The organism is Rheinheimera sp., from assembly GCF_037442345.1.
Lineage (GTDB): Bacteria > Pseudomonadota > Gammaproteobacteria > Enterobacterales > Alteromonadaceae > Pararheinheimera.
On record NZ_JBBIQL010000004.1, the window covers coordinates 91,209 to 113,767 of the forward strand.

General features: G+C 50.4%; 20 protein-coding genes. 11 read left to right on the forward strand and 9 right to left on the reverse strand.

Features of this window, described 5'->3' with window-relative positions:
* The first annotated feature begins 16 nt into the window (after positions 1 to 16).
* From hrpB to WKJ04_RS03325, 5 genes are all read left to right on the forward strand, one after another.
* Complete coding sequence (hrpB, locus tag WKJ04_RS03305; protein WP_337879109.1) at positions 17 to 2,455, forward strand: ATP-dependent helicase HrpB; 2,439 nt, start codon at positions 17 to 19, stop codon at positions 2,453 to 2,455.
* Complete coding sequence (gene mrcB, locus WKJ04_RS03310; protein WP_337879110.1) at positions 2,452 to 4,710, forward strand: penicillin-binding protein 1B; 2,259 nt, start codon at positions 2,452 to 2,454, stop codon at positions 4,708 to 4,710. The genes hrpB and mrcB overlap by 4 nt, the downstream gene beginning before the upstream one ends.
* 13 nt (positions 4,711 to 4,723) lie before the next feature.
* Positions 4,724 to 6,844: a winged helix-turn-helix domain-containing protein gene (locus WKJ04_RS03315; RefSeq protein ID WP_337879111.1), complete on the forward strand. Its 2,121-nt coding sequence runs from the start codon at positions 4,724 to 4,726 to the stop codon at positions 6,842 to 6,844.
* Between the two features lie 92 nt (positions 6,845 to 6,936).
* The gene (locus tag WKJ04_RS03320; RefSeq protein ID WP_337879112.1) at positions 6,937 to 7,200 is read left to right on the forward strand and encodes a hypothetical protein; all 264 of its coding nucleotides are present in this window, start codon (positions 6,937 to 6,939) and stop codon (positions 7,198 to 7,200) included.
* 116 nt (positions 7,201 to 7,316) lie between these two features.
* A complete protein-coding gene (locus tag WKJ04_RS03325) occupies positions 7,317 to 9,395 on the forward strand; it encodes a winged helix-turn-helix domain-containing protein (protein WP_337879113.1) in 2,079 nt (692 codons plus the stop codon).
* A 3-nt stretch (positions 9,396 to 9,398) separates the two neighbouring features.
* On the opposite strand, the gene hemL is transcribed toward WKJ04_RS03325, so the two are convergent.
* The 4 genes from hemL to WKJ04_RS03345 all read right to left on the reverse strand — a co-directional run bounded on the left by hemL (position 9,399) and on the right by WKJ04_RS03345 (position 13,950).
* Entirely contained in the window at positions 9,399 to 10,679 is a 1,281-nt protein-coding gene (hemL, locus tag WKJ04_RS03330; RefSeq protein WP_337879114.1) for a glutamate-1-semialdehyde 2,1-aminomutase, read from the reverse strand.
* A 25-nt stretch (positions 10,680 to 10,704) separates the two neighbouring features.
* On the reverse strand, positions 10,705 to 11,718 hold the full coding sequence (locus WKJ04_RS03335) for an aspartate carbamoyltransferase (RefSeq protein WP_337843042.1): 1,014 nt from the start codon (positions 11,716 to 11,718) through the stop codon (positions 10,705 to 10,707).
* Between the two features lie 115 nt (positions 11,719 to 11,833).
* Positions 11,834 to 12,259, reverse strand: a complete 426-nt coding sequence (gene hemJ / locus WKJ04_RS03340; protein WP_337879115.1) for a protoporphyrinogen oxidase HemJ — start codon at positions 12,257 to 12,259, stop codon at positions 11,834 to 11,836.
* Entirely contained in the window at positions 12,256 to 13,950 is a 1,695-nt protein-coding gene (locus WKJ04_RS03345; protein ID WP_337879116.1) for a chloride channel protein, read from the reverse strand. Before WKJ04_RS03345 ends, hemJ begins: the two co-directional genes overlap by 4 nt.
* Before the next feature lie 57 nt (positions 13,951 to 14,007).
* On the opposite strand from WKJ04_RS03345, the gene WKJ04_RS03350 reads away from it, so the two are divergent.
* The 3 genes from WKJ04_RS03350 to WKJ04_RS03360 all read left to right on the forward strand — a co-directional run bounded on the left by WKJ04_RS03350 (position 14,008) and on the right by WKJ04_RS03360 (position 15,663).
* Entirely contained in the window at positions 14,008 to 14,733 is a 726-nt protein-coding gene (locus WKJ04_RS03350) for a DUF6776 family protein (protein ID WP_337879117.1), read from the forward strand.
* Between the two features lie 47 nt (positions 14,734 to 14,780).
* Positions 14,781 to 15,122, forward strand: a complete 342-nt coding sequence (erpA, locus tag WKJ04_RS03355) for an iron-sulfur cluster insertion protein ErpA (RefSeq protein ID WP_337843046.1) — start codon at positions 14,781 to 14,783, stop codon at positions 15,120 to 15,122.
* Between the two features lie 295 nt (positions 15,123 to 15,417).
* Positions 15,418 to 15,663 carry a helix-turn-helix transcriptional regulator gene (locus WKJ04_RS03360; RefSeq protein WP_337843047.1) on the forward strand — a complete coding sequence of 82 codons (246 nt, stop codon included), beginning with the start codon at positions 15,418 to 15,420 and terminating at the stop codon, positions 15,661 to 15,663.
* 32 nt (positions 15,664 to 15,695) lie between these two features.
* Here the strand turns inward: WKJ04_RS03360 and WKJ04_RS03365 are convergent, their stop codons facing one another.
* The 5 genes from WKJ04_RS03365 to WKJ04_RS03385 form a co-directional block, all read right to left on the reverse strand.
* Positions 15,696 to 17,015, reverse strand: coding sequence for an MFS transporter (locus WKJ04_RS03365; protein ID WP_337879118.1), 1,320 nt, complete (start codon positions 17,013 to 17,015; stop codon positions 15,696 to 15,698).
* Positions 17,016 to 17,076: 61 nt separating this feature from the next.
* Complete coding sequence (locus WKJ04_RS03370) at positions 17,077 to 17,397, reverse strand: hypothetical protein (RefSeq protein WP_337843049.1); 321 nt, start codon at positions 17,395 to 17,397, stop codon at positions 17,077 to 17,079.
* A 65-nt stretch (positions 17,398 to 17,462) separates the two neighbouring features.
* Positions 17,463 to 18,062: a peptidylprolyl isomerase gene (locus WKJ04_RS03375; RefSeq protein WP_337879119.1), complete on the reverse strand. Its 600-nt coding sequence runs from the start codon at positions 18,060 to 18,062 to the stop codon at positions 17,463 to 17,465.
* Between the two features lie 6 nt (positions 18,063 to 18,068).
* A complete protein-coding gene (locus WKJ04_RS03380; protein WP_337843051.1) occupies positions 18,069 to 18,623 on the reverse strand; it encodes a YajG family lipoprotein in 555 nt (184 codons plus the stop codon).
* A 2-nt stretch (positions 18,624 to 18,625) separates the two neighbouring features.
* Positions 18,626 to 19,762 carry a methyltransferase gene (locus WKJ04_RS03385; RefSeq protein WP_337879120.1) on the reverse strand — a complete coding sequence of 379 codons (1,137 nt, stop codon included), beginning with the start codon at positions 19,760 to 19,762 and terminating at the stop codon, positions 18,626 to 18,628.
* A 32-nt stretch (positions 19,763 to 19,794) separates the two neighbouring features.
* Here WKJ04_RS03385 and WKJ04_RS03390 point away from each other — a divergent pair, with 32 nt between their 5' ends.
* The 3 genes from WKJ04_RS03390 (at position 19,795) to fabV (ending at position 22,221) form a co-directional block, all read left to right on the forward strand.
* The gene (locus WKJ04_RS03390) at positions 19,795 to 20,418 is read left to right on the forward strand and encodes an alpha-ketoglutarate-dependent dioxygenase AlkB (RefSeq protein WP_337879121.1); all 624 of its coding nucleotides are present in this window, start codon (positions 19,795 to 19,797) and stop codon (positions 20,416 to 20,418) included.
* Positions 20,419 to 20,530: 112 nt separating this feature from the next.
* The gene (locus tag WKJ04_RS03395; protein ID WP_337879122.1) at positions 20,531 to 20,869 is read left to right on the forward strand and encodes a BolA/IbaG family iron-sulfur metabolism protein; all 339 of its coding nucleotides are present in this window, start codon (positions 20,531 to 20,533) and stop codon (positions 20,867 to 20,869) included.
* Between the two features lie 161 nt (positions 20,870 to 21,030).
* A complete protein-coding gene (gene fabV, locus WKJ04_RS03400) occupies positions 21,031 to 22,221 on the forward strand; it encodes an enoyl-ACP reductase FabV (protein ID WP_337879123.1) in 1,191 nt (396 codons plus the stop codon).
* Positions 22,222 to 22,559 lie beyond the last annotated feature (338 nt).

The window sequence follows — 22,559 nt, forward strand, 5'->3', positions numbered from 1 at the left end:
TGAACCTCAGAACCCGATGACCTTACCTGTCGCTGACATTTGTCCTGCTTTGCTGGACCATTTACAACGTCACAGCAAAGTCCTGTTGTCTGCGCCACCTGGCGCAGGCAAGTCCACTTATTTGCCGCTGTTTTTGCTGCAACAGCCTGAATGGCATCACAAAACTATTTTGATGCTGGAACCCCGGCGTCTGGCGGCGAAAAGCATTGCGGCTTATCTGGCTTCTCAGCTGAATGAACCTTTGGGACAGCGTATTGGTTATCAGATCCGTCATGAACAAAAGTTTTCTGCCCACACTCGTTTGCTGATTGTCACCGAAGGTATTCTGCTGCGAAAAATTCAGTCAGACCCTGAACTGTCCGGCATCGATCTGATCATTTTCGATGAATTTCATGAACGCTCATTGCAGGCCGATTTAGCGCTGGCATTGTGTCTGGAAGTACAGCAGTTGAATGAGCAGCTAAAGCTGCTGATTATGTCGGCTACTCTGGATTTGGAAGCGATGGCGAAGCAACTGGAGGCTCCGGTGTTGCAAAGTGAGGGCCGCAGTTACCCTGTGGAGATCCGCTATCAGGCCCCTTCCTCCGAGCCTGTCTGGCTGCAATGTGCCAGGTTGGCGCTGCGGGAAAGCCAGCTGCAGCAGGGCAGTATGCTGGTGTTTTTGCCTGGCCATCGTGAAATCGAACAAGCTCAGCAATTTTTGCTGGAACACCATCAAGACCCAAGGCTGGATTGTTACGCCTTGCTCGGTGCGCTCACACTGGAACAACAACAGTTAGCGATAGCCCCAAGCCCGGCCGGGCGGCGCAAAATAGTGCTTTGTACCAATATTGCTGAAACCAGCCTGACCATTGAAGGGATCCGCCTGGTCATTGATTCCGGCCTTGCGCGTGAGGCGGTATTTCATCCGCGGCATGGTTTAACCCGGCTGGAAACCGTAGCCATCAGTCAGGCGTCGGCCACCCAGCGGGCTGGTCGGGCTGGCCGTCTAGGGCCCGGGGTCTGTTACCGGCTTGACAGCCCAGAACTGTGGCAACGCCGGCAGGCGTATACCAAACCGGCCATTCTTCAATCCGAACTGACCGGTCTGGTGCTGGAGGCGGCAGCCTGGGGTTGTCCTGCTGAACAGCTGTTCTGGCTCGATGCTCCGCCTGCGGCCAACCTGTCTCAGGCTCGTTGGGTACTGCAGCAACTGGGGGCTTTGGATTCTAAGCAGCAAATTACTGGGCTTGGCCGCCAGCTGCTGCAACGAGGCAGCGACCCCCGACTGGCGGCTATGTTGCACTATGGACAGGAGCTGGAACTGCAAGGTGAACAAGGTGCGGCCTGGTTAGCCGTGGTGCTCATGACCTTATTGGAACAACGTCGGCCCGGTGGCGAAGATCACCTGGATCAGTTGCTAAGCCGGCCATTGCCTGCGGCCTTGTTACAGCAGGCCAGGCTGCAGGCCCGCCAGTTGAATATCAACAGCGCATTTCAGTTTCCTTTGCATCTGACCGCTTTATTACTGAGCCGGGCCTTTCCGGACCGTATTGCGCAAAAACGCGGTAAGGGGTACTTGCTTGCCAATGGTGCCGGGGTTCAGCTGTTTCCGGACAGCAGCCTGCAGGGTGCAGAACTGCTGGTCGTGGCCGATGTGTTGTTTCGTGAAACGGCCATCGCCAGTCTGGCGGTGCCCTGGTCTTTGGATGAACTGAAAATCAACTGGCAGCCACAGTTACAACAGCTGCATTCTGTCGGCTTTGATGACAAAGCCGGGCGTTTCATCGCTGAACAGCAGCTTTGTCTGGGTAAACTGGTGCTGGAACGCAAAACCCTGACACAGGCGTTGTCGGAGCAGGATATTCAACAAGGCTGGTTAGCCTATCTGACGGAACAGGGACTGGCACAGTTGCCCTGGACTGAACAGGCCAGACAGCTGCAACACAGGGTTGAACTGGCACGACGCCTGTCGGCAAGCAGCCTGCCAGCCATGGATGAACAAAGCTTATTGCGTGAAGCGGCGGATTGGCTGTTACCTTATTTGGGGCGAACTTATAAGCTGGCAGATTTAGCCAAACTGGATCTGTACAGGCTGCTCTGGCAACGGCTGGACTACCAGAGCCAGCAGCAACTGCAGCAACTCTGCCCAGACAGTTGGCGTTCAGCTACAGGCTCTATGATCCCCTTGCATTATCAGGACGATGGTGAAGTGTTGCTTTCCATCCGTATTCAGGAAATGTTCGGACAGCTTGACACTCCTACCGTTGTTCTTGGGAAAAAGCCGGTACGTATTGAACTGTTATCGCCTGCCCGTCGCCCCTTGCAACTGACGCAGGACCTGGCCAGTTTCTGGCGCAACAGTTATCAGGACGTAAAAAAGGAAATGAAGGGACGGTATCCGAAACATTATTGGCCTGACGACCCGGCCCAGGCGATGCCAACCAATAAAACCAAAAAAGCTATGCACCAATGACAGACAAAACCAAAACAACCAGCCGGACAAAAAAGAAAGCCACAGCAAAAACCTCAGGTTTTGGCCGCTACCTGTTGTGGCTCAGTATTAAACTAAGCCTGGCGGTAATGCTGGCACTCGGCATTTACCTGATTTACCTCGACAGTAAAATTACCCAACTGTTTTCCAATCATCAGTATGAAGTTCCTGCTCAGGTCTATGCCCGCAGTCTGGAATTAAAACCGGGAAAAAACCTGACACAGGGCCAGTTACTGAAGGAGCTGGAACTATTGCAGTACCGCAAGGTAGACAAGCTGACAGGCCCCGGACAGTACCAGACAAAAGGGGGGCAGGTGATTATTTACCGGCGCAGTGCCCAGTTTGCCGATGGTTTTGATGAGCAGGAAGTCTTTACCGTCAGTTTTGGTGCTGGCCGGGTGGCGTCCATTTATGATCACCAGTTGAAAAAAGCAGTCAACAAGGCGCGGCTGGAGCCCCAGCTGATTCATCATCTGGTATCCAAACAGCAGGAAGACCGCGAACTGGTGAGTCTGCAGGATGTACCTGAGAAGATCAAAGATGCACTACTGACGGTCGAGGATCGGGATTTTTATCAGCACCATGGGGTGTCGCTCTGGTCGGTGTTACGGGCGTTTTGGGTCAATCTGCAGGCGGGCCGTACTGTGCAAGGTGGCTCCACCCTGACTCAGCAGCTGGCTAAAAACATGTACCTGACAGAAGATAAGACGCTGATCCGTAAGGTGAATGAAGCCCTGATTGCCCTGATACTGGATTACAGATACAGCAAAGACGAAATTCTGGAAGCTTATCTGAATGAAATTTTCGTCGGCCAGTTTCACAACAATGCAGTGCATGGTTTTGGTCTGGGCAGTAAGTTTTATTTTGGTAAACCACTGAATGAACTGCGCCCCGCCGAATACGCATTGCTGATAGCCCTGGTCAAAGGCCCTTCTTATTATGATCCGCGCCGTTTTGGTGCCCGGGCAAAAGACCGGCGTGACTTGGTACTGAAACTGCTCAGGGACGAGCAGTTGCTCAGTGCCGCCGAGTACCAAAGTGCGCTGGAACAACCGCTGGCGGTGATCCCGCTGGGGCAGCATTTAAAAGCCAAGGCTCCGGCCTATCTGGATGCGGTGAAACGTGAACTGAAACAACTGATTCCGGAGCAAAGCATCCTGCAATCCGGGTTGAAAATTTACACTTATATGGACCCGCAGGCGCAGCTGGCGGCAGAGGAAGCGGTACGGCAACGTTTGAACGCGTTGTCAGAGAAGCTTGAAGCTGCCATGGTGGTGACGGACTATCAGGCCGGTTCTTACAAAGCCATAGTCGGCGGGCGGGATGTGCATTTTGCCGGTTACAACAGAGCGCTCGATGCGAGGCGGCAAATCGGCAGTATTGTCAAACCTGTGCTGTACCTGCAGGCTCTGAGCAGGCCTGCTCAGTTCAGTCTGGCGACCGTGCTGGATGACAGCCCCATTTCGCTGCGAACCAGTCAGGGACCCTGGGCCCCCAAAAATTTCGATAAAAAATTCAGAGGCAATGTGACCCTGTTGCAGTCGTTGTCGGAGTCATTGAATGTGCCGACCGTGCGGCTGGGATTGATGCTGGGGTTGCCTGCATTAAAAAGTGGTATGCAACAGCTGGGATTGCAGCGCGATTTAACACTGCAACCTTCGGCCTTTTTAGGGGCGATAGAACTGACTCCGGCCGAAGTGGCTCAACTGTATCAGACCATAGCGAACAAAGGAAAATACCAGCAGCTGGCTGCCATAGAGGCCATTACCGGGCCACAAAGCCAGACCATTTATCAGCGCAGAAACATTGTGCAACAAAGAATTACAGAAGAAGCCGATTATCTGCTGCAGTATGCTATGCAGCAGGCCGCCCGCAGTGGTACAGCTAAATCACTGGCAACTCAGTTCCCCGGAGTCCGTTTTGCCGGCAAGACCGGCACCTCCAGTGATCATCGGGACAGCTGGTTTACCGGTTTTGATCATGAAACATCGGTGACCATCTGGCTGGGCCGGGATGACAATAAAGCGATAGGTTTAACCGGCGGTTCAGGTGCACTGACGCTCTTTGCTCAGTACTTCCGCCAGACACCACCGAATTCCTTGTTCAGGGCTGTACCTGTGGATGTAACATTAGGCCGTTTTTCTGTTTTTTCTGGTCAGGAAGTAGAAGACTACTGTGATAATGCATTGATTTTGCCTAAGATTATAACCCGGCTTCCATTATCGGATTGCGACTGAACACGGAGACACATTGAACAGACCTTCGGCACAATTAAAAGTTGGGGATTGGTGGTATTTACCCCAGCTCGACAAACTGGTGAAGCTGGATGAACAGGCAAAGGTTCAGCAGAAGCTGGAGCTGGATAATTTGTGCCAGAGTGTGCTGAATTATTTTTTGCTGAACCCCGGCCGCCTGATCAGTAAAGAAGAGCTGTTAAAAGAAGTCTGGCATTTGAGTTCGGTCACAGACGGCCGGATTGCCCGGGTGATCAGCATTCTGCGGGATGTGTTGTCTGACGATGTCAAATCCCCCACTTATATCGAAACGATCAATAAAAGGGGGTATCGCTTTATCGCGACAGTGGAAGTCGTTGAAATCAGCGCCCCTGCAACTCCTGACGCTAAACCAGTGAAAACACCTAAACAGTGGTTGTGGGCTGCTGGGGTTGCCAGTGTTCTGATCGCCGGGGTGTTCGGCTGGTTTTATCTGCAACCGGACCCGGAAGAAACTGAAGATAAAGTTCTGTTTGGTCATTGGGCTCCGGTGTCCTCTATGGATGGTTTTGAATACTACCCAAGCCTGTCCAAAGATGGCCGCTATCTGGCGTACAGCTATGCCAAAGCCGGTCAGTTAAAACATGCACTGATGCTGCAGGATTTAACCACCCAGCAAAAATACACCCTGGTGGACAATGGCACCGATAATTTTGGAGCAGGTTTCAGTCCGGATGGCCGTCAGATTGCTTACCAACGCCTGCACTTCAGAGAACACTGCGAAATCCGCTTATTAACCCTGGCTGACGATGAATACCGTTCCGTATTGAAAGACGAAAAGCTGACAGACTGCGGCAAAAACAGCGTGTCAGCCCGAATTAGCTGGTCACCGGACGGGAATTCTTTGTTGTATTCGAGCTCCGAAGCTGAAGAAGCTCGGATGGCCATATTCAGTTATGATTTTCAGACAAAAAATGCCAGAAAGCTGTTACTACCTTCGGCCCAAGGCTTTGGTGATTTTGTCGCTCGTTACTCTAATAAAGGCGATCAGATCGCTTTTTTGCGGGATATTGCCAGTGAAGCGGTGCAGTTATGGCTGATGGATTTGCGAAGTCAGGAAACTGCGATGCTGTTAAAGTTGGAAAATGCTTATCCGGGAGATCTGGTTTGGTCTAAAGACGATCAAACGATCTTTTTTCCATCATTTGCCAACAGTATAGAGAAAGTTGATCTGGCAAAACCAGTCCAGAAAACTGCGATAGTAACGGACAACAGGATCTATGAGATTTTGCTTACCCCACAAAATAGATTTATTGGCAGCATAGGCCGCTTTGGGGCTTATTACGTAAAGAAATATAACAACAAAGTGGTAAATGCGGAGCAACGGAATGAAACAGTTTTTAAATCAAACCGAGATGAAAATTTGGTTGCTGTCAATCCAAAAGCAGATAAGCCGTTAGCAGTTGTTTCTAAGCGGACGGGATTGCCACAAATCTGGCTGTCTTCTGCCAACGGCGAACAGAAGATGATCAGCAATTTTAAGAAGCAGGTTACTATTTCTGAGATGAAGTTTTCTATGTCAGGAAACTATTTATTGGCACTTATTGATCAACAACTCTGGGTTTTTACCGCTGAGGGTGGCAAAAAAGCCTTAGCTGAAGACAATACTCCAACGAAAAATATCAGCATAGATCCACTCTCTGACGCATTTTTTTATTCAAGCAATACTTTAGGACGCTGGAAGGTGATGAAGTACGATCCTTTAAATAACAGCTCTGAACTGGTTTTAGCAGGGGCTGATTTATATGAATACAGCAGCAAAGGAAATTATTTGTTAACAAGAGATGCGGAAACTCGAAAATATAGCTTGTTGTATCAGAATAAAGAAATGGAATTGTCTGCTGAATTACTTAACAGACTGGTATTCGATCCTCGAATCGAAGTTTCTGAACAAGGAATTTATTTTAGTGGTCAGGATGAAAAGAATAACAACAATGTGCTTTTTTATTCTTTTAAGGAACAGAATATAGTGGCTACCGGAGAAGGGTCAGAGCTGTATACAAGCCGCTTCAGCCTTAGCTCAGACGAGCGTTTTATTTATCTTGTTATTGGTGATACCAGGGATATTGATATAGCGGTACTGAACGTTACACCATAAATTAATTAAAAAATTATATGTAATTCATCAGCTCAATTTTCAAGTTGTCGAGCAAACTCAGTGGCGTCTAATCACCACTTGAGGTCAAATCGATGAAAAGCTTAGTAAAATTGGTAGCTGTTTCCTTATTTATGTTTGCTTCTGTTCAGGGGAATTCAAATGTTGAATCTGTGTTAGGAGCTCAGTATCAGCAATGGTTGGTTAATACCTGCCCAATCTATCCAACTTGTAAGCAAGAATTTCAATCTGTAGTTACAGATACTGTAACAATCGAAGAAAAACAGATGCCATTGATGGCTAATACCTGCCCTATTTACCCAACTTGCAAGCAGGAGTTTGCATCTGAACTTGCATGAATAATTCCTGTAACGGCTTGAGGCTTGTTTTTTGTATCATTTTTTAAGAGTCTCAACATTACCGCTGAATTCGTTATAATCCGCTTGGGCATATGCAACAGGCGGGTTTATTTTTTATGCAGGAAACAGCAGAGTACCTGAGCTTCGGACCATGGCGGTATCTGCGTTCTGTGGGCAAACTGCAGCATTTTGAGGCGCAGGAAAGTCTGACGCTGGAACCCCGTCTGCATAAACTGCTGAACTATTTTATTGATCATTCTGAGCTGGTATTAAGCCGCGATACCCTGCTGTCTGATGTCTGGGGAGATGGGGCTGGTTCAGATGAAGCTTTGACCCGCGCTATTGCCGCACTGCGCAAGATTTTGCAGGACAGCCGCACTCAGCCCACTTACATAGCAACCTTGTCTAAAAAAGGCTACTGCTGGATGGCTCCTGTAAAAGTGGAGCAGGCGCCGGTTGCACCGGCTATTCCGGTTGGAGATGGGCAGCAGCTGATATCTCAGCCTGTTGCCCATGACGGGTCAGCAGTGCTGCATTGGCAATGGCAGCGTAAATTAAGGCTGAAAAAGGCGCGCCATATCTGGGTCAGCTGCGTAGTGCTGTTGCTTTTTAGCTTTGCTTTTGTGTTTTTGTTTAATCAGATGAACCAAAAAGCCAGCCTGCCACGTTACCTGCAGATGACGCCGCTCAGTGCGCAGGATGGCATTGAACGTATGCCATTGTTGGATAACCTGAAATCGATGTTGTTGTATCAGCACAAGGGGCCAGGCGATGGCAAGGAATGGCGCTGGGCCGCACAGCAACTGAATTCGATGCAGGTGCGGCATGACAATGCGGCCTATCAGCAGTTATCTGAAGCCAGTTGGCTGAATGCTGAAGAGATTATTTTCCGTGCAGTACAGGACGACAAATGTGTATTCTGGCGGCAACAGGTTCAACCAGAATTTCAACCGGCAAGTACCTTGTTTTCCTGCCACTTTTTCGTCGAAAAAGGTCAGGTCCGGCTGGCGGATGGATTGTTGTGGCTGGATAAAGACCAAGAGTCGGGGCAGATGCAGCTCTGGCACTGGAAAAATCAGCGTCAGCAGTTGTTATTGAATTTCCCGGCCGACTGGCGTGAGGTCAGTCATCTGCTGTACCGTCTGAATAAAGCCTATATGTTGGTGCAGCTTGGGTTCAGTCAGTCCATGCTGATTGAACTGGATCTGGATTCGCTGATCTGGCGGGAGCTGAAATTATTTAACTTCCGCGCTGATCAACTGGCCTGGTGGGATGAACAGGAGCTGTTGATCAACCATGGGCCTGAGCGTTTTGCCGCTTTGTCCTTACGTACAGGCAATGAACGTGTTTTTGGCGAGCTGACCACCAATCTGGCAGATGTCAGCCGGGTGGGAGATTCGCTGCTGGCTGTCAGCCCTAAAGACGCAGTCACAGATTTGTTTCAGCTGCAATGGGCTGACGGGGACGTCCCTGAATTACGCAGTTTTTCCCCCAGTAACCGAAGCGAGACTCTGATGCTGCGCCGCCCTGGTCAGTATTATTTTATGTCGGAGCGTTCTGGTTTGCCGCAGCTCTGGTTGCTGGATCAAGGCAAACTCAGGCAACTGACCCAGTTTGTGCAGAAGGTACGGGTAGAACAGCTGTTATGGTGGCAACAACAACTCTGGCTGGTGATGGAGCAGCGTCTTTGGCGCTGGGATGACAATACGGGGCAGCTACTTCCCTTGTTTGAAGCCCGTGCAGGTGCAGAACACTTTGAAATCTGCAACGACAGACTCTATTGGACTGAGCGTGACAGCGTGGGCTGGTCTTTGTTTGAGTGGCATCAGCGTCAGCCAAAAAAGCTGCTGGAACATGCAGTTCAGGTACTGTGCGGACCAGAGCAGCAACTGCTGGTGCAATTTGATACACACCATCAGTTACAGCTGCTGGAACACGGCAAATTAAGGGATCTGGGCCTTCAACTGGACTGGCGCAGCATCGACAGCGCCCATATGGTCAGTGATCCACAGGCACTATTCTGGGTCTCCAACCTGAATCGGGTACTGAACCGCTATGACTGGCACAGCAAAAATATAACCCAATGGCAACTGCCGCAGCCAGTGCAGGCGTTGTATCTGTCACAAGGGGAGTTATTTGTGGAGCAGGCCAGAACCACGGACATGGATGTGGTCTGGCTGCATCCTGAGCAGTAACAGTTAAAGTGCTTTAAAGCTTTGTTCTGCGGCGAAAATAGTTTGAGCGAGGTCCGCATCACTGTGGGCCAGAGACAGGAAACCTGCCTCATAAGCCGAAGGGGCCAGATACACGCCCTGTTTCAGCATCAGGTGAAAAAAGCGTTTAAAGGCCTCAATGTCACAACGGGTGGCCTGATGGTAATTGGTCACCTGAGTCTCTGCGGTAAAGAACAGGCCAAACATGCCTCCTACCTGTGCAGTGGCCAGTGGAACGCCTGCCTTATCTGCGGCTTGTTTAACACCACTGATCAGCTGAGTGGTTTTCGCGGCGAGGGTTTCATAGACACCTGCTTTACGGATCTCGGTTAAGGCGGCCAGACCTGCCGCCATCGCGATAGGGTTACCGGATAACGTACCTGCCTGATACACACCACCCAAAGGGGCTATGTGCTGCATAATGTCGCGGCGGCCACCAAAAGCCCCAACCGGCATACCGCCACCGATAATTTTACCCAAAGTGGTCAGGTCAGGTTTGATACCGTAGTAGGCCTGAGCACCACCCAAGGCTACCCGGAAGCCTGTCATCACTTCGTCAAAAATCAGCACAGTGCCATGCTGGTCACACAAGCGGCGTAAGGCTTCCAAAAAGCCTGGCACCGGTGCGATACAGTTCATATTGCCGGCAACAGGTTCCACAATCACACAGGCCAAATCGGCGCCATGTTCAGCAAACATCTGCTCCAGCTGGATGATATTGTTAAACTCTGCCGTTAAGGTGTATTTAGCGAAATCGGCCGGTACGCCCGGGCTGTTGGGGACACCTAAAGTTAAAGCCCCTGAGCCAGCTTTCACCAGTAATGAGTCGGCATGGCCATGGTAGCAGCCTTCAAACTTCAGAATGCTGTTGCGGCCGGTAAAGCCCCGGGCCAGGCGAATCGCGCTCATGGTGGCTTCAGTGCCTGAGCTGACCATTCGTACCATTTCCATGCTGGGTACCAGCTCAGACACAGTTTCGGCCATCGTAATTTCGGCGGGACAAGGGGCGCCAAAACTCAGGCCCTTTTCGGCGGCTTTCATCACAGCTTCGCGAATAGCCGGGTGGTTGTGGCCCAGCAACATCGGGCCCCAGGAGCCTATGTAATCAATGTATTTATTGCCATCGACATCAAACAGGTAGGCACCATCGGCCCGGTCAATAAAAACCGGTGTGCCACCGACGCTTTTAAAAGCGCGCACTGGCGAATTCACACCGCCAGGAATGGTGTGTTGTGCCTGTTGAAATAATTGTTCGGAACGGGACATAAAATTTCCTTAAAAACAGCCTTGCTTAGCTTTGGCCTTTATTGCTGTACCAAGGCACTTCACACTCGTATTTGCTGACCAGTTGTTCTACCCCTAAGGTCAATGCAAACAGTGCCATCCGTACCAGGACGCCGTTATCGGCCTGACGGAAGATCGCCAGGTTCGGATTCAGGTTTAAGTCGTTATCCAGCTCATTGGCTTCCAGCCGGGAATCCCGAGGCAGCGGATGCATAATCACAGTGTTGGATTTGCAGTGGCGGGTATAAATTTCCTGATTCAGCCGGAATTTACCGCGGTATTTGTTGGCTTCTTCCTGCGACGGGAAACGCTCTTCCTGAATGCGGGTCTGGTAGACAATATCGGCGTTCAGGTTGCCTTCCAGTACATCGGTGATCCGGACTTGATGACCGGCATTTTCAATCAGACTGACAATTTCATCCGGCATCGCCAGCTCATTGGGAGCAATCAGGGTGAACTGAATGTTTTTATACAGTGCCAGCAGTTTTGACAGCGAGTGCACGGTACGGCCAAATTTTAAGTCGCCAATCATGGCAATATGCATACCGTCCATCTGCTGCTGGCTGGCGGCCAGCTCTTTTTCGATGGTGAATAAATCCAGCAGTGCCTGAGTCGGGTGTTCGTTGGCACCATCGCCGCCATTCAGCACAGGCACCCGGCTGCCTTCCGCAAACTCGGCGACTGAGCCGGCCTGTGGGTGGCGCATCGCAATCACATCGCTGTAGCTGCTGATCACCCTGGCGGTGTCAAACAAGGATTCGCCTTTGGACAGCGCTGACGACTGCATGCCGGTGGTTTCGCGCACCTCGCCGCCAAGCAGGTTAAAAGCACAACCAAAACTGACACGGGTTCTGGTGCTGGGTTCAAAAAACAGGTTACCTAAAATGGCTCCATCCAGCACTTTGGTGCGTTTCTGCCGTCTTGCATAAGGTTCCATGCTACGGGCAATGTCAAACACCTGTTGAATTTTGTCACGGTCAAACTGTTTAACGGAGAGAATGTGTTCGCCTTTGAAGCTCATATCAGTTGCTCTTCTGCTGAGGTTGTGCTGTGCCGGAACGGCAAAAAATCGGCCGTGATCATAGCAAAAAAGCTGACACAAAACGATTGTCTGCTGTGCTGCAGAGGTTGTTATGTCAGGGTTTAATCACCGCCAGAATCACTACGGCAAACAGGATCAGTACCGGTAGCTCATTAAAAATGCGGTAAAACCTGGCGCTGCGTTTGTTGCGGCTGTGACGGAAGTCGGCCAGTAACTTAAAGCAATAACCATGGTACAGATACAGCAGGCTGACCAGCACCAGTTTGAGATGCAACCAATGGCTGGCGGCAAACCAGGTGTTGCCATACAGATAAATAAGAGCCAGACCAAAAACAGCGGTTAGCACGGCAAAAGGCGTGACGAAATACAGCAGGCGCCGCTCCATAATGTTCAGCTGGGCATCGACATCGGCGCTCTGACTTTGGGCGTGATAAACAAAAAGCCGCGGCAGGTAAAAGAGACCGGCAAACCAGCACACCATAAAAATAATGTGAAAAGCTTTCAGCCATAACAAAGTCATATCAGATTGTTCTCTTTGGTCAATAAAACACGCACCTGATCCCAGCGGATAATACCCAGCAGGGATTCAGCCTGAGCCGGGTCGTAAATAGCGACCAGGCCACCTTTTTGTTCATCCAGTACCGCATGCACGTCGGCCATGGTGGCCTGATGATCCAGCTTCTGTACTGTGTCTCGTTTCAGCACAGTTTGCTCTGTCATCGCGGTAGTCAGGTCGTAATCCAGCCAGTCCAGACCTTGCTGGCTTTGCACCAGTAACAGCTGCTGCGGTTCTTTCTGGTCCAGCACGGCCTGAATATCCTGGTCGCTGGCGTTGTGCAGCAACAGGTAGTTTTTATCCAGCATGGCCAGCACCCCTACTTTCTGCAGCACGTCGTCAGCAGGCGCCAGCTTGTAAGGCAATTGCTGCAGCTCCAGCTGCAACACAAAAATGGATTTGTTTTTAAACAACTGCACTGTGGTGACATAAGCACAAATAATCACCAGCATGGCAGGCACTATGACGTCGGGGTTGTATGACAGCTCCATCACAGCCACCAAAGCAGCCAGTGGGGCATGCAAAGTGGCGGCCATAAAACCGGCCATACCCAAAGCACCGTAAGTGCCGGAAAATTCAGGCGCATCCGCCAGCCAGGACGGCAGCATCGACAAAATGGTGCCCATCAGCACACCAATACCAAATACCGGACCCACAGCGCCTCCTGGCACGGCCAGGCCGACAGCAACCACTGTCAGTAAAAACTTTGCCAGCAGGATCCCCAACAGTAACCAGAACTGGTCGGAGGCGGTCACAGAATAGAAAATAGCGCCTGTTTCAGCTCCCAGCGCTTGTGGGATCAGATGACCGACTGCTGCAGTCAATGCTGCAGCCACCAGCAGTTTCACTGCCAGGTGCCAGCCTCTGCTGAGTTTTAGCAACCAATAAATACTCTGGTTAAAGCCATAAGCAGCAGCGCCAATCCCGATACCACAGAGCACCAGATAGGGCAGGTGCCAGCCGCTGATGCTGATAATTTGCAGCGCGGCCAAATCGTTTCCCATGCCAAAGACGCCGCGGCTGAGCAGTGCCCCAACCACGGCTGACAACATCACAGGGATAAATACATGAATGCGGTACTCACGCAGCACCACTTCCATGACAAAAATGACTGCCGCCAGAGGGGTGTTGAACGACGCCGAAATGGCGGCGGCAATACCACAGCCAGCCAGAATACGGATACTGTTGTAAGGCAGTTGCAGATAGTGTCCAAGCTGACCGGCGGCATAAGCACCCAGATGCACAGAAGGGCCTTCGCGTCCGACCGAAAATCCGCTGGATAAAGCAATGATGCCGCCAAAAAACTGATAACAGGTATTTCGAAAAGGCAGCACACCGTAGCGGGTTTTTACTCGGTGGATCACATAGGCAATGCCGAGCCGGTAATGAGCCAGACCAATCAGCATCACCATCAGGCTGATCAGCAGCGCTGCGACAAAGGGCAGGATCCAGCGGTACTCCGCAGCAATGCCGGAAAAATCATCCGTTCTGTCCAGATAGAAACTTTGGATACCAATAATGGTCAGACGGAACAACAGGATCAGCAATGCAGCGGCCGCACCGGCAACCACAGCCAACAGACACAATTGCACTGAGGTCAGAGGAAATGCCAGTCTGAGGCGTAATTTTGCTTGCCAGTCTCGGGGTAATAACATGCTATGATCGGCTGTTCGAACCTGTGGCAAGTGTAACATAACTTATTGAGTAGTTTGATGAATCAAGTGCAGTTGTTATTTTGGTTACGCAGCCGTTGGCGTCAGTTGCTGTTGACTTTGGGCTTACTTGGGCTGGCCTGGTGGGCGGGCCAGATCTTTGGTAATTATTATTATCTGGAGCAGGTGAATCTGTTGTCGTCCCGGCTGGAAGAGAGCCAGCAACGCAGCAATAAAGTGACGGCTGAACTGAATGAGCGGCTGAAACAAAATGATTACCTGACGGCTGAACTGGCAGTGGAAAAAAGTGCCTCACAACTGCTGCAGAAAGATCTGAAGGCCCTGCAGCAAAAGTTGTTCGACACCCGCAAAGAACTGGCGTTTTACCAACGCATTATGTCGTCAGAACCTCAGGCATCAGGGGTGTTGATTGACAGTTTCAGTATCAGTAAAGGTGCGGCCCCTGGAAACTATCGCTTTAATCTGGTGCTGATCCAACAGGACCAGCAACGCAAATTCGCCAAAGGCACGCTGGAGCTGACGCTCAGCGGCTGGCAGCAGGACCAAAAAGCCAGCCAGGACTTGTTGAAGCTCGCGGGTTTCAGCAAAAGTGATAAAGCCTTTAGTTTTAAATACTTTCAGATTATTGAAGGCGAGTTCAGCCTGCCCGAAGGCTTTGCTGCTGAAAAAATAGAAGTTCAGTTGAAAGTGGCAGGCAATCGCAGCAGCCGTATAGAAAAGAGCTTCTTTTGGCCAAATGGCCAGTCTGGCGAAATACTTGAATAAATTAGTCAGGTATTGGATAATCCGCGCCCAGTTTGACCGGAGGTTTTATGTCTGAATTACAGGTTCCTATTCAGTTTACAGATGCTGCCGCCAATAAAGTGTTGGCGTTGGTCACAGAAGAGGAAAATCCGGAGTTAAAACTGCGGGTTTATATCACAGGTGGCGGCTGTTCAGGTTTCCAATATGGTTTCACTTTTGACGAGAAGGTCAATGACGGCGATCTGGTGGTTGAGAAAAATGGTGTGGTGATGGTGGTGGACCCGATGAGTCTGCAGTACCTGATGGGGGGGACGGTCGATTACACCGAAGGTCTTTCCGGCAGCCGCTTTATTGTGCAAAACCCCAATGCGACCACCACTTGCGGTTGTGGTTCCAGCTTTTCAGTCTGATCACTTGAGGCAGCATGTCAGCTCATGACGTGCTGCGCACATCCAGCTAGTTCCTTAATCTTTTTCTTTGCTTTGTTCCCCTGACAGCACAAGTTTTTCATCGTTTAATCAACAAAAATCAGCGACAAATGCCGTGTTTTTTCTGCACTGAGCTGTACGCTCTCCTGAAGCTATGATTTAATGAAAGAGCTTTATTTTTTTGCTTATTGGGACATCCCATAAGCTTTTGGATTTTTATTTGGCAGGAAGTTTAAGTAGTAAAAAGGGCGTGTTTATGCGCCAGGAGAACAATTAAATGAAAGGCACGAAAAGTGTAATCTCTGACGAGAACAAAAAGCTTTGTGTATGGTTAAAAAGGCAGCGCCAGGAGAAAGGACATACGATGCGCAGCCTGTCGGAAATTCTTGGAACTCCCCACTCTTTTATTGGCAAGGTTGAAAATCAGGAGCGTCGCCTGGACGTGATTGAATACGTGCGCTATTGCCACGCATTGGAAATTGATCCTATGGAAGGTTTACGGCAAGTGCTGGCAGACGCCTGAAGCTTGTCTTCTTTCAGCTGAAAAAATGCCGCTTATTGCGGCGTTTTTTTTATCAGCCAAAAACAAAGCAGAATGGCGGGTAAGCCCATGAACGCTGTCATGATAAAGAAGCGGTCGTAATCCAGCACTTCGACCCAGCCGCCAGAAAAACCACCAAGGAATTTGGGCAGTAACAACATCAGTGAGCTGAACAACGCGTACTGGGTGGCTGTGTATTGCAAATTCACCAACGAAGAGAGGTAGGCAATAAAGGCACTGGTGGCAATGCCTGCACTCAGGTTATCCATCGAAATTACCGCGATCAGCAAATTCAGCTGATGTCCTTGGGTGCTTAAATAGCTGAACAGTAAATTGGTCAGGGCACTGAGTACGGCCCCAAGCAATAGGATACGCAAAATACCAAAGCTGTTGATCAGCAGTCCGCCTAATGCGGCACCCAATAAGGTCATAATGACACCAAAGACTTTGGACACACTGGCCACTTCTTCTTTGCTAAATCCCATATCAACGTAAAACACGTTGGCCATCACTCCCATCACCACGTCGGTAATGCGGTAGCAGGCTATCAGGCTCAATATTAGAAGGGCATTCCAGCCGTTACGGCGGAAAAAATCGATAAAGGGTCCCAAAATAGCCGTATTGAGCCACTGCTTCAGACGGTTGAACGCTGAAGCCTGAGTGGTCTGATGTTGAGGTGGCAGCTGCTGTTCAGGCTCAGGAGATAACAGCGTATTCACCAGAGCCAGCCCCATACAGGCCGCCATCACCAGATAAGTGGACTGCCAGGCAACCAGCTGGTACTGAGGCTGGTGCTGACCAAACCAGGCGGCCAACCATAAAGTACCGGCGGACGAAAAGATCATCGCCAGCCGGTAACCGGCCAGATAGGATGCAGCTAAGGCGGCCTGTTGTTTATCCGGAGCACTTTCAATGCGGTACGCATCAATCGCAATGTCCTGCGTCGCAGAAGCCACGGCCAGCACTACGGCATAAGCCGCCATCAAATGCAGTTGTTGTTGTGGATCAGTTCCTGCCATCGCGACAATGGCCAGGATGATCAACAACTGCGAGGCGGCTAACCAGCTTCGGCGCCTGCCGAGTTTCTTTAAAAAGGGCAGGGCACAATGGTCCACCAAAGGTGACCAGAACAATTTAATGGCATAGGCCATCACCACCCAGCTGAAATAGCCTATTTGCTCACGTGATACGCCAGCTTCGCGTAACCAGAAGGATAAAACGCCAAAGACCAACATCAAAGGCAAGCCGCCACTGAAGCCCAGAATAAACACAGTCAGGACCGAACGACGGGCATAAAGCTGGATGGCGGAACGGGCAGAAGACAGCAGAGACAAAAACAGATACCAGCAGAAGGACGTTGCCGATTAGCTTACCTGTTCGGTGCAGAAGGTCAAGTCAGGGGCGGACCCCGACACAACTCAGAGGTAAATCGCCGTGACCATACAAAAACCCCAGGCAATACTGCAATTCGCGGCGCAACAGTTTGTTATGACGAAGTTCTGGTTCAGACCAGTATTCAATCTGATACAGCAGATGCCAGAACACCTGCTCTTTAAAACTTTCAGGCCTCAGATCGTGCACCCTCAGTTGCGACCATTCCTCCAGAGTATCCCAGACAAATAAATGCAGTTCACGGTAAGGCAGGTGACCACGTAAAAAGCGAGAGAGATAAAACACCAACTGGCGGGATTTTACATCGATAAAGCGACTGAGCATAACAGAGACCCTCAGAGGAGCCGGCCCCTGCCAACTCCATTGCCTGAAAGCAAGTATAGACGGCTTTAAGCCTCTGGCAGCAACACCACCTGTTTCAGCAGAATGGGTTGTTTAGGCACATTCTGCCAGCCAGTCACGGGGTCGGTATGAGTCTCCATGGTTTTGATGGCTTCGAGCACTTCAAAGCCTTCCTGAATTTGCCCAAAAACCGTGTAACCCCAACCACGGCCTGGGTCCAGGCTGCTGTTGTCATTCAGGTTAAAATAAAATTGGCTGGTCGCGGAGTGCGGGTCATTCTGCCGCGCCATCGCAATGCTGCCAAACTGATTTTTCAGTCCATTGCCGGATTCATTGAAGATGGGTTTAAATTCCTCAACTTGTGCCATGTTTTGTTTATAACCGCCTCCCTGCACCACAAAATCGGGCTCCAGCCGGTGAAAAATGGTGTTGTCATAGGCTTTTAAACTGACATAACTTAAAAAGTTGTTGACCGCTATAGGAGCCCGGATCCGATCCAACTCAACGGTGATCATACCGGCCGAGGTTATAAACCGTACTTTGGGGAACAGATTGTTTGGTTGCATATACTGCCCTTTTGGGGCTTCTGCAGCCTGAGCGACAGAGAACCCCAACAATGCAACACATAAATACAAAAACTGACGCATGCTCTGTTACCCCTTGGCGTAGCTGTGCCAGCTCTGATCTTTTAACAGCTCAGCCAGGACCTGCTCTGTCAGTACCCGCAGTTTGCCTTCAGCGACCGCTGTATCCAGTTTAAAGGGGCCTGAATAACTGCTTTTACCGGCATAAGCTTTGTCAAAAGAACCTGCACTGTTTTCAATGATCAGTTTCAGTTCGACGTCATTTTTCACCAGATGCTCGACGGTACGTTGATCCGCATCGGCATTCAGGCGGAGAATTTGCACTGTAATGCTGGTGGGGCTGCTTGATACCACCTGAGCCCCCTGCGCCTGAAATGCATTGGTTAATGAGATCTCCAGGGTTTCAGCCAGATTGTTACTGGTTGGGCGGGAATTCACTTTGGCACCATCGCGCAAAAATAACGTCTGATCGCTATTCCGTTGATCAATTACCTGCAGGCTAAACTCTGCGCCTTTTAACTCATTGCTCTGATGCCAGAACACCTGAGGTGACACGATAAAAGATGAGGTGGTGTTGCTGCAGGCTGTTAAGCCCAGACACAAAGCGACAAGCAGATAACGCATAATCAGTTCCTCTTCATAGCTTCTAAAATGACAAATTTCGGGTTGCCAGCCACCAGCCTGCAATGACCAAAGCTTTGTTTCAGATGGACATAGTACGGCAAATGCCGGTTGGCCACTACCCGCAACCGGCCACCTGCTTTCAGACAACGTTTGGCATCTTTGAACATTTGCAAGGCAATATGTTCAGTGACCGCCTGTTGTTGATGAAAAGGTGGATTGCAAATCACCCAATCCAGACTTTTATCCGGCTGCTGGCTCATACAGTCGTCAACCCTGAATTCCGCCTGAGCCGCTGACAGCTCCGGGTTCGCCTGCAAGCTGGCTTGCGCCGACGCAATGGCCTGGTAGGAATCGTCAAAAAACAGCAGCTGGGTCTGAGGCTGTTGTTGCATTAATGCCAACCCCAGTACGCCATTGCCGCAACCCAGGTCCGCCACTAATGAATTTTCTGTTACAGGCAGGTGTTCCAGCAAGAAACGGGCGCCGATATCCAGCTGTTCGCGCGAAAACACCGCCGGGTAATTGCTCAGGCTAAGGTTGTATTCCTCAAGAGTCCAGCTGGCAGCTGGTGACAAGTCACGAACCTGGCCATGCCAGTGGCAACGCAGGTAACGGCATTTTTTGTGTTGCAATGAAGCTTCCACTGAACCTAATTCCTGCCGGAATATATCCAGAAGATTCTGATGCAAATCTTTGGCTTTGCCTGCCGCCAGAATCACAGTATGGGGATGAATCACCTGGCTCAGTTTCTGTAACAGAAAACGCAGGTAACTGTGTTGCTGGGGAATTTTCAACAGCACCAGATCCACTTTATCCGGCCAGGCCTGCAGGCTGTCTAGCCAGTTCAAGGCGGACGCAGACAGTTGGTTTTGCGCTCTGTTAAACAACGCGGCCTGTTGGCTGATATAGGAATCCCCGATGCTGCAGTGCGGATGCTCGCCAATGGCACAGGATAAAGTGCCAAAGCTGTCATTGAGCAGTAACACCGAACTGCCGGCTTTATGCTGCAGTGCCTGCAGACCCTGTTCAATCAACAGCTCGTCAGCCGCATCCCAGGCCTGTAAACTGCGGTTTTTCTGTTCCAGGGGCCAACGGTGCAACTGCAGTTCAAGGCCGGCACAGGAAAATTTGATGGTCATGCTGAATCATTCATAACAAAAGGAGCGCTATTTTGACAGAAGGCCCAGGTGGCGACAACGGTCAGTCTTATCAGCAACTCTGTTTACCCGGCGCTACGCTGCACTACTGGCCAGATTGGCTCAGTGCCAACGAAGCTCAGAGGTATTTTGATCAGTTGCAATACCAGCTGAACTGGCAGCAACCACAATTACGGCTTTATGGCCGGGCTGTGCCCATCCCCAGGCGTCAGGTCTGGATGGGCGATCCGCACTGCAGCTACCGTTATTCAGGTGTATTGTTTGAACCAGAACCCTGGCATCCGTTGGTACTGGAACTGACCAACAGGCTGAATCAGCATCTGGGGTTGGGCTTTAATGCGGTGTTGCTGAACTGGTATTCCAGCGGCGAGCAGCACATGGGATGGCATGCCGATGATGAGCCTGAACTGGGGGATGCACCGCAGATTGCGTCGTTAAGTCTTGGCGAAGCACGCTGGTTTGAACTTCGTCACCAAAGTCAGTTGATGCAGTTTAAACTGATGTTGCAGCATGGCTCACTGCTGCTGATGGGCGGCGAGTGTCAGCGGTACTGGCAACACCGGGTGGCCAAAATGGCGAAAGCACAGCAGGGACGTATCAATCTGACTTTTCGGAAAATGATAAAAACTGCAAAATAAATATATTTTTTCAGCCGCAGCATAGGCTTAGCCGTATTTGCACCGATGCTGGGCTGACAACACAGATGCCCTTAACTAGAGTGAAGAAGAGGAGCAATCAAGGAGACGAGCTATGTTGGTTCATACGTTAATAGAACAGAAGTTGCTGCACGCTTTTGATCCTGTGTTCCTGGATGTGGTGAACGAAAGCCATATGCACAGTGTTGGCCCAGGGGCAGAATCGCATTTTAAAGTCGTGATTGTGACCCCTGCTTTTGAAGGACAGCGGTTGTTACAACGGCACCGTTCCGTGAATGCTGTGGTCGCAGAGGAGCTGGCTGAAAAAATCCATGCTTTAGCCTTGCATACCTACACACCGAGCGAGTGGTACGAGTATTACGCTGAAAAACCACCGGCATCACCTAAATGCCTTGGCGGCAGCAAACGCGATAAACTGCCAGTCACGGAGTAGGGCGCCTTGGGCGCCTTTTTTCTGCCTGTGGTTTTTTCGGTCGAAGAGACGCCTGGTACTTTATTTGCAGTAAAGCTGCAGGTATCTTCTCTGATCAGACCTGTTTTTCAGGTTAACGGCTTAAACTAGCTGGCAATTTTCAACCACGAATAGGTTTAGTTATGGTTATTCAACCTAAGATCCGCGGCTTTATCTGCACCAATGCTCATCCTGTAGGTTGCGCTGAACACGTCAAAGAGCAAATCGATTACGTCAAACAACAAGGCGCTATTGCTCAGGGGCCGAAGAATGTGCTGGTCATTGGCGCTTCTACGGGGTATGGCCTGGCGTCCCGTATCAGTGCCGCTTTTGGTTCTGGTGCTGCTACCTTGGGCATTTTCTTTGAAAAAGAGCCAACCGAAGGTAAGACTGCGTCAGCAGGTTGGTACAACACTGTGGCTTTTGAACAGGCCGCTTCTGCCGCTGGTTTATGGAACAAACATATCAACGGTGATGCCTTTACCGATGAGCTGAAATCTCAGGCTATTGATCTGATCCGTCGTGAGATGGGCAAAATTGATTTAGTGGTGTACAGCCTGGCCGCTCCACGCAGGAAAGACCCGGTCTCTGGTGAAGTGTACAGCTCAGTATTGAAGCCTATTGGTCAGTCTTACACGGCTAAGAATCTGAATACCAGCAAACGTGAAATTGAAGAAGTTTCAGTGGAGCCGGCCAATGAGCAGGAAATTTTCAATACCGTCAAAGTGATGGGTGGCGAAGACTGGGAGCGTTGGCTGGACCAACTGCAGGCGGCTGGTGTGCTGGCTGATGGTTGTCAGACTGTGGCTTACACCTACATAGGGAAAGAACTGACCTGGCCTATTTATGGCAAAGCAACCATAGGGAAAGCGAAGGAGGATCTGGACAGAGCTGCCACCGCTATTACCGACAAATTAGCCAACTTAAAAGGCCATGCTTATGTAGCATCACTGAAAGCATTGGTGACTCAGGCCAGTTCTGCCATCCCAATTATGCCGTTGTATATTTCGTTGCTGTACAGAGTGATGAAAGAGCAGGGCAGCCACGAAGGTTGTATCGAGCAGATTTATGGTTTGTTCACGCAGTGCCTGTATAACAGTCAGCGTCAGCTCGACGAAGCTGGCCGTCTGCGCATGGACGGCAAAGAGCTGGCGGACGAGATTCAGGGGGCTGTGAAAGAATTGTGGGGCCAGGTGACGACTGACACTATTGACAGCCTGACGGACTACAAAGGCTACCATAATGAGTTTTTACGGCTGTTTGGTTTTGGCTACAGCCATGTGAACTACGAAGCAGATGTTGAGGCCTTATTGCCATTGAAAAATCTGGTGTAATGAAGAAGCCGCAGCGATGCGGCTTTTTTTTGCCGGTGATCTGATCATCTGTCGACTCATCTCGCCTGTTTTCAGGAGCTGAATTCGTCTAAAACTAAAGTTGGATTGCTTGTTTGGTCGCTTCAGAGGCAAAGCCGACAAAGTTGACTACACTAGGTTTCGGTCGGCCGAAATGCCTGAATAATTTGTTGATTAACATAGATAGACCGCGGCAATAGTGCTAGAATCCGCGACTTTGGTACGTGTGTCCTAATGGTGGGATTGTCGCTCAGTCATTACTGTTTCAGGATGCGCTGCGAAGGCAAGTAGCCGAAAAACCAGGCCCAGTTTCTTTCCGT

Coding starts and splice junctions, on each gene's coding strand:
- WKJ04_RS03320 (WP_337879112.1), top strand. CDS start 6,937: ATGAAAAGCTTAGTAAAATTGGTAGCTGTTTCCTTATTTATGTTTGCT.
- fabV (WP_337879123.1), top strand. CDS start 21,031: ATGGTTATTCAACCTAAGATCCGCGGCTTTATCTGCACCAATGCTCAT.
- hemL (WP_337879114.1), bottom strand. CDS start 10,679: ATGTCCCGTTCCGAACAATTATTTCAACAGGCACAACACACCATTCCT.
- WKJ04_RS03375 (WP_337879119.1), bottom strand. CDS start 18,062: ATGCGTCAGTTTTTGTATTTATGTGTTGCATTGTTGGGGTTCTCTGTC.
- WKJ04_RS03380 (WP_337843051.1), bottom strand. CDS start 18,623: ATGCGTTATCTGCTTGTCGCTTTGTGTCTGGGCTTAACAGCCTGCAGC.
- WKJ04_RS03395 (WP_337879122.1), top strand. CDS start 20,531: ATGTTGGTTCATACGTTAATAGAACAGAAGTTGCTGCACGCTTTTGAT.
- hemJ (WP_337879115.1), bottom strand. CDS start 12,259: ATGACTTTGTTATGGCTGAAAGCTTTTCACATTATTTTTATGGTGTGC.
- WKJ04_RS03360 (WP_337843047.1), top strand. CDS start 15,418: ATGAAAGGCACGAAAAGTGTAATCTCTGACGAGAACAAAAAGCTTTGT.
- WKJ04_RS03345 (WP_337879116.1), bottom strand. CDS start 13,950: ATGTTATTACCCCGAGACTGGCAAGCAAAATTACGCCTCAGACTGGCA.
- WKJ04_RS03370 (WP_337843049.1), bottom strand. CDS start 17,397: ATGCTCAGTCGCTTTATCGATGTAAAATCCCGCCAGTTGGTGTTTTAT.
- WKJ04_RS03350 (WP_337879117.1), top strand. CDS start 14,008: ATGAATCAAGTGCAGTTGTTATTTTGGTTACGCAGCCGTTGGCGTCAG.
- erpA (WP_337843046.1), top strand. CDS start 14,781: ATGTCTGAATTACAGGTTCCTATTCAGTTTACAGATGCTGCCGCCAAT.
- mrcB (WP_337879110.1), top strand. CDS start 2,452: ATGACAGACAAAACCAAAACAACCAGCCGGACAAAAAAGAAAGCCACA.
- WKJ04_RS03385 (WP_337879120.1), bottom strand. CDS start 19,762: ATGACCATCAAATTTTCCTGTGCCGGCCTTGAACTGCAGTTGCACCGT.
- WKJ04_RS03335 (WP_337843042.1), bottom strand. CDS start 11,718: ATGAGCTTCAAAGGCGAACACATTCTCTCCGTTAAACAGTTTGACCGT.
- WKJ04_RS03325 (WP_337879113.1), top strand. CDS start 7,317: ATGCAGGAAACAGCAGAGTACCTGAGCTTCGGACCATGGCGGTATCTG.
- hrpB (WP_337879109.1), top strand. CDS start 17: ATGACCTTACCTGTCGCTGACATTTGTCCTGCTTTGCTGGACCATTTA.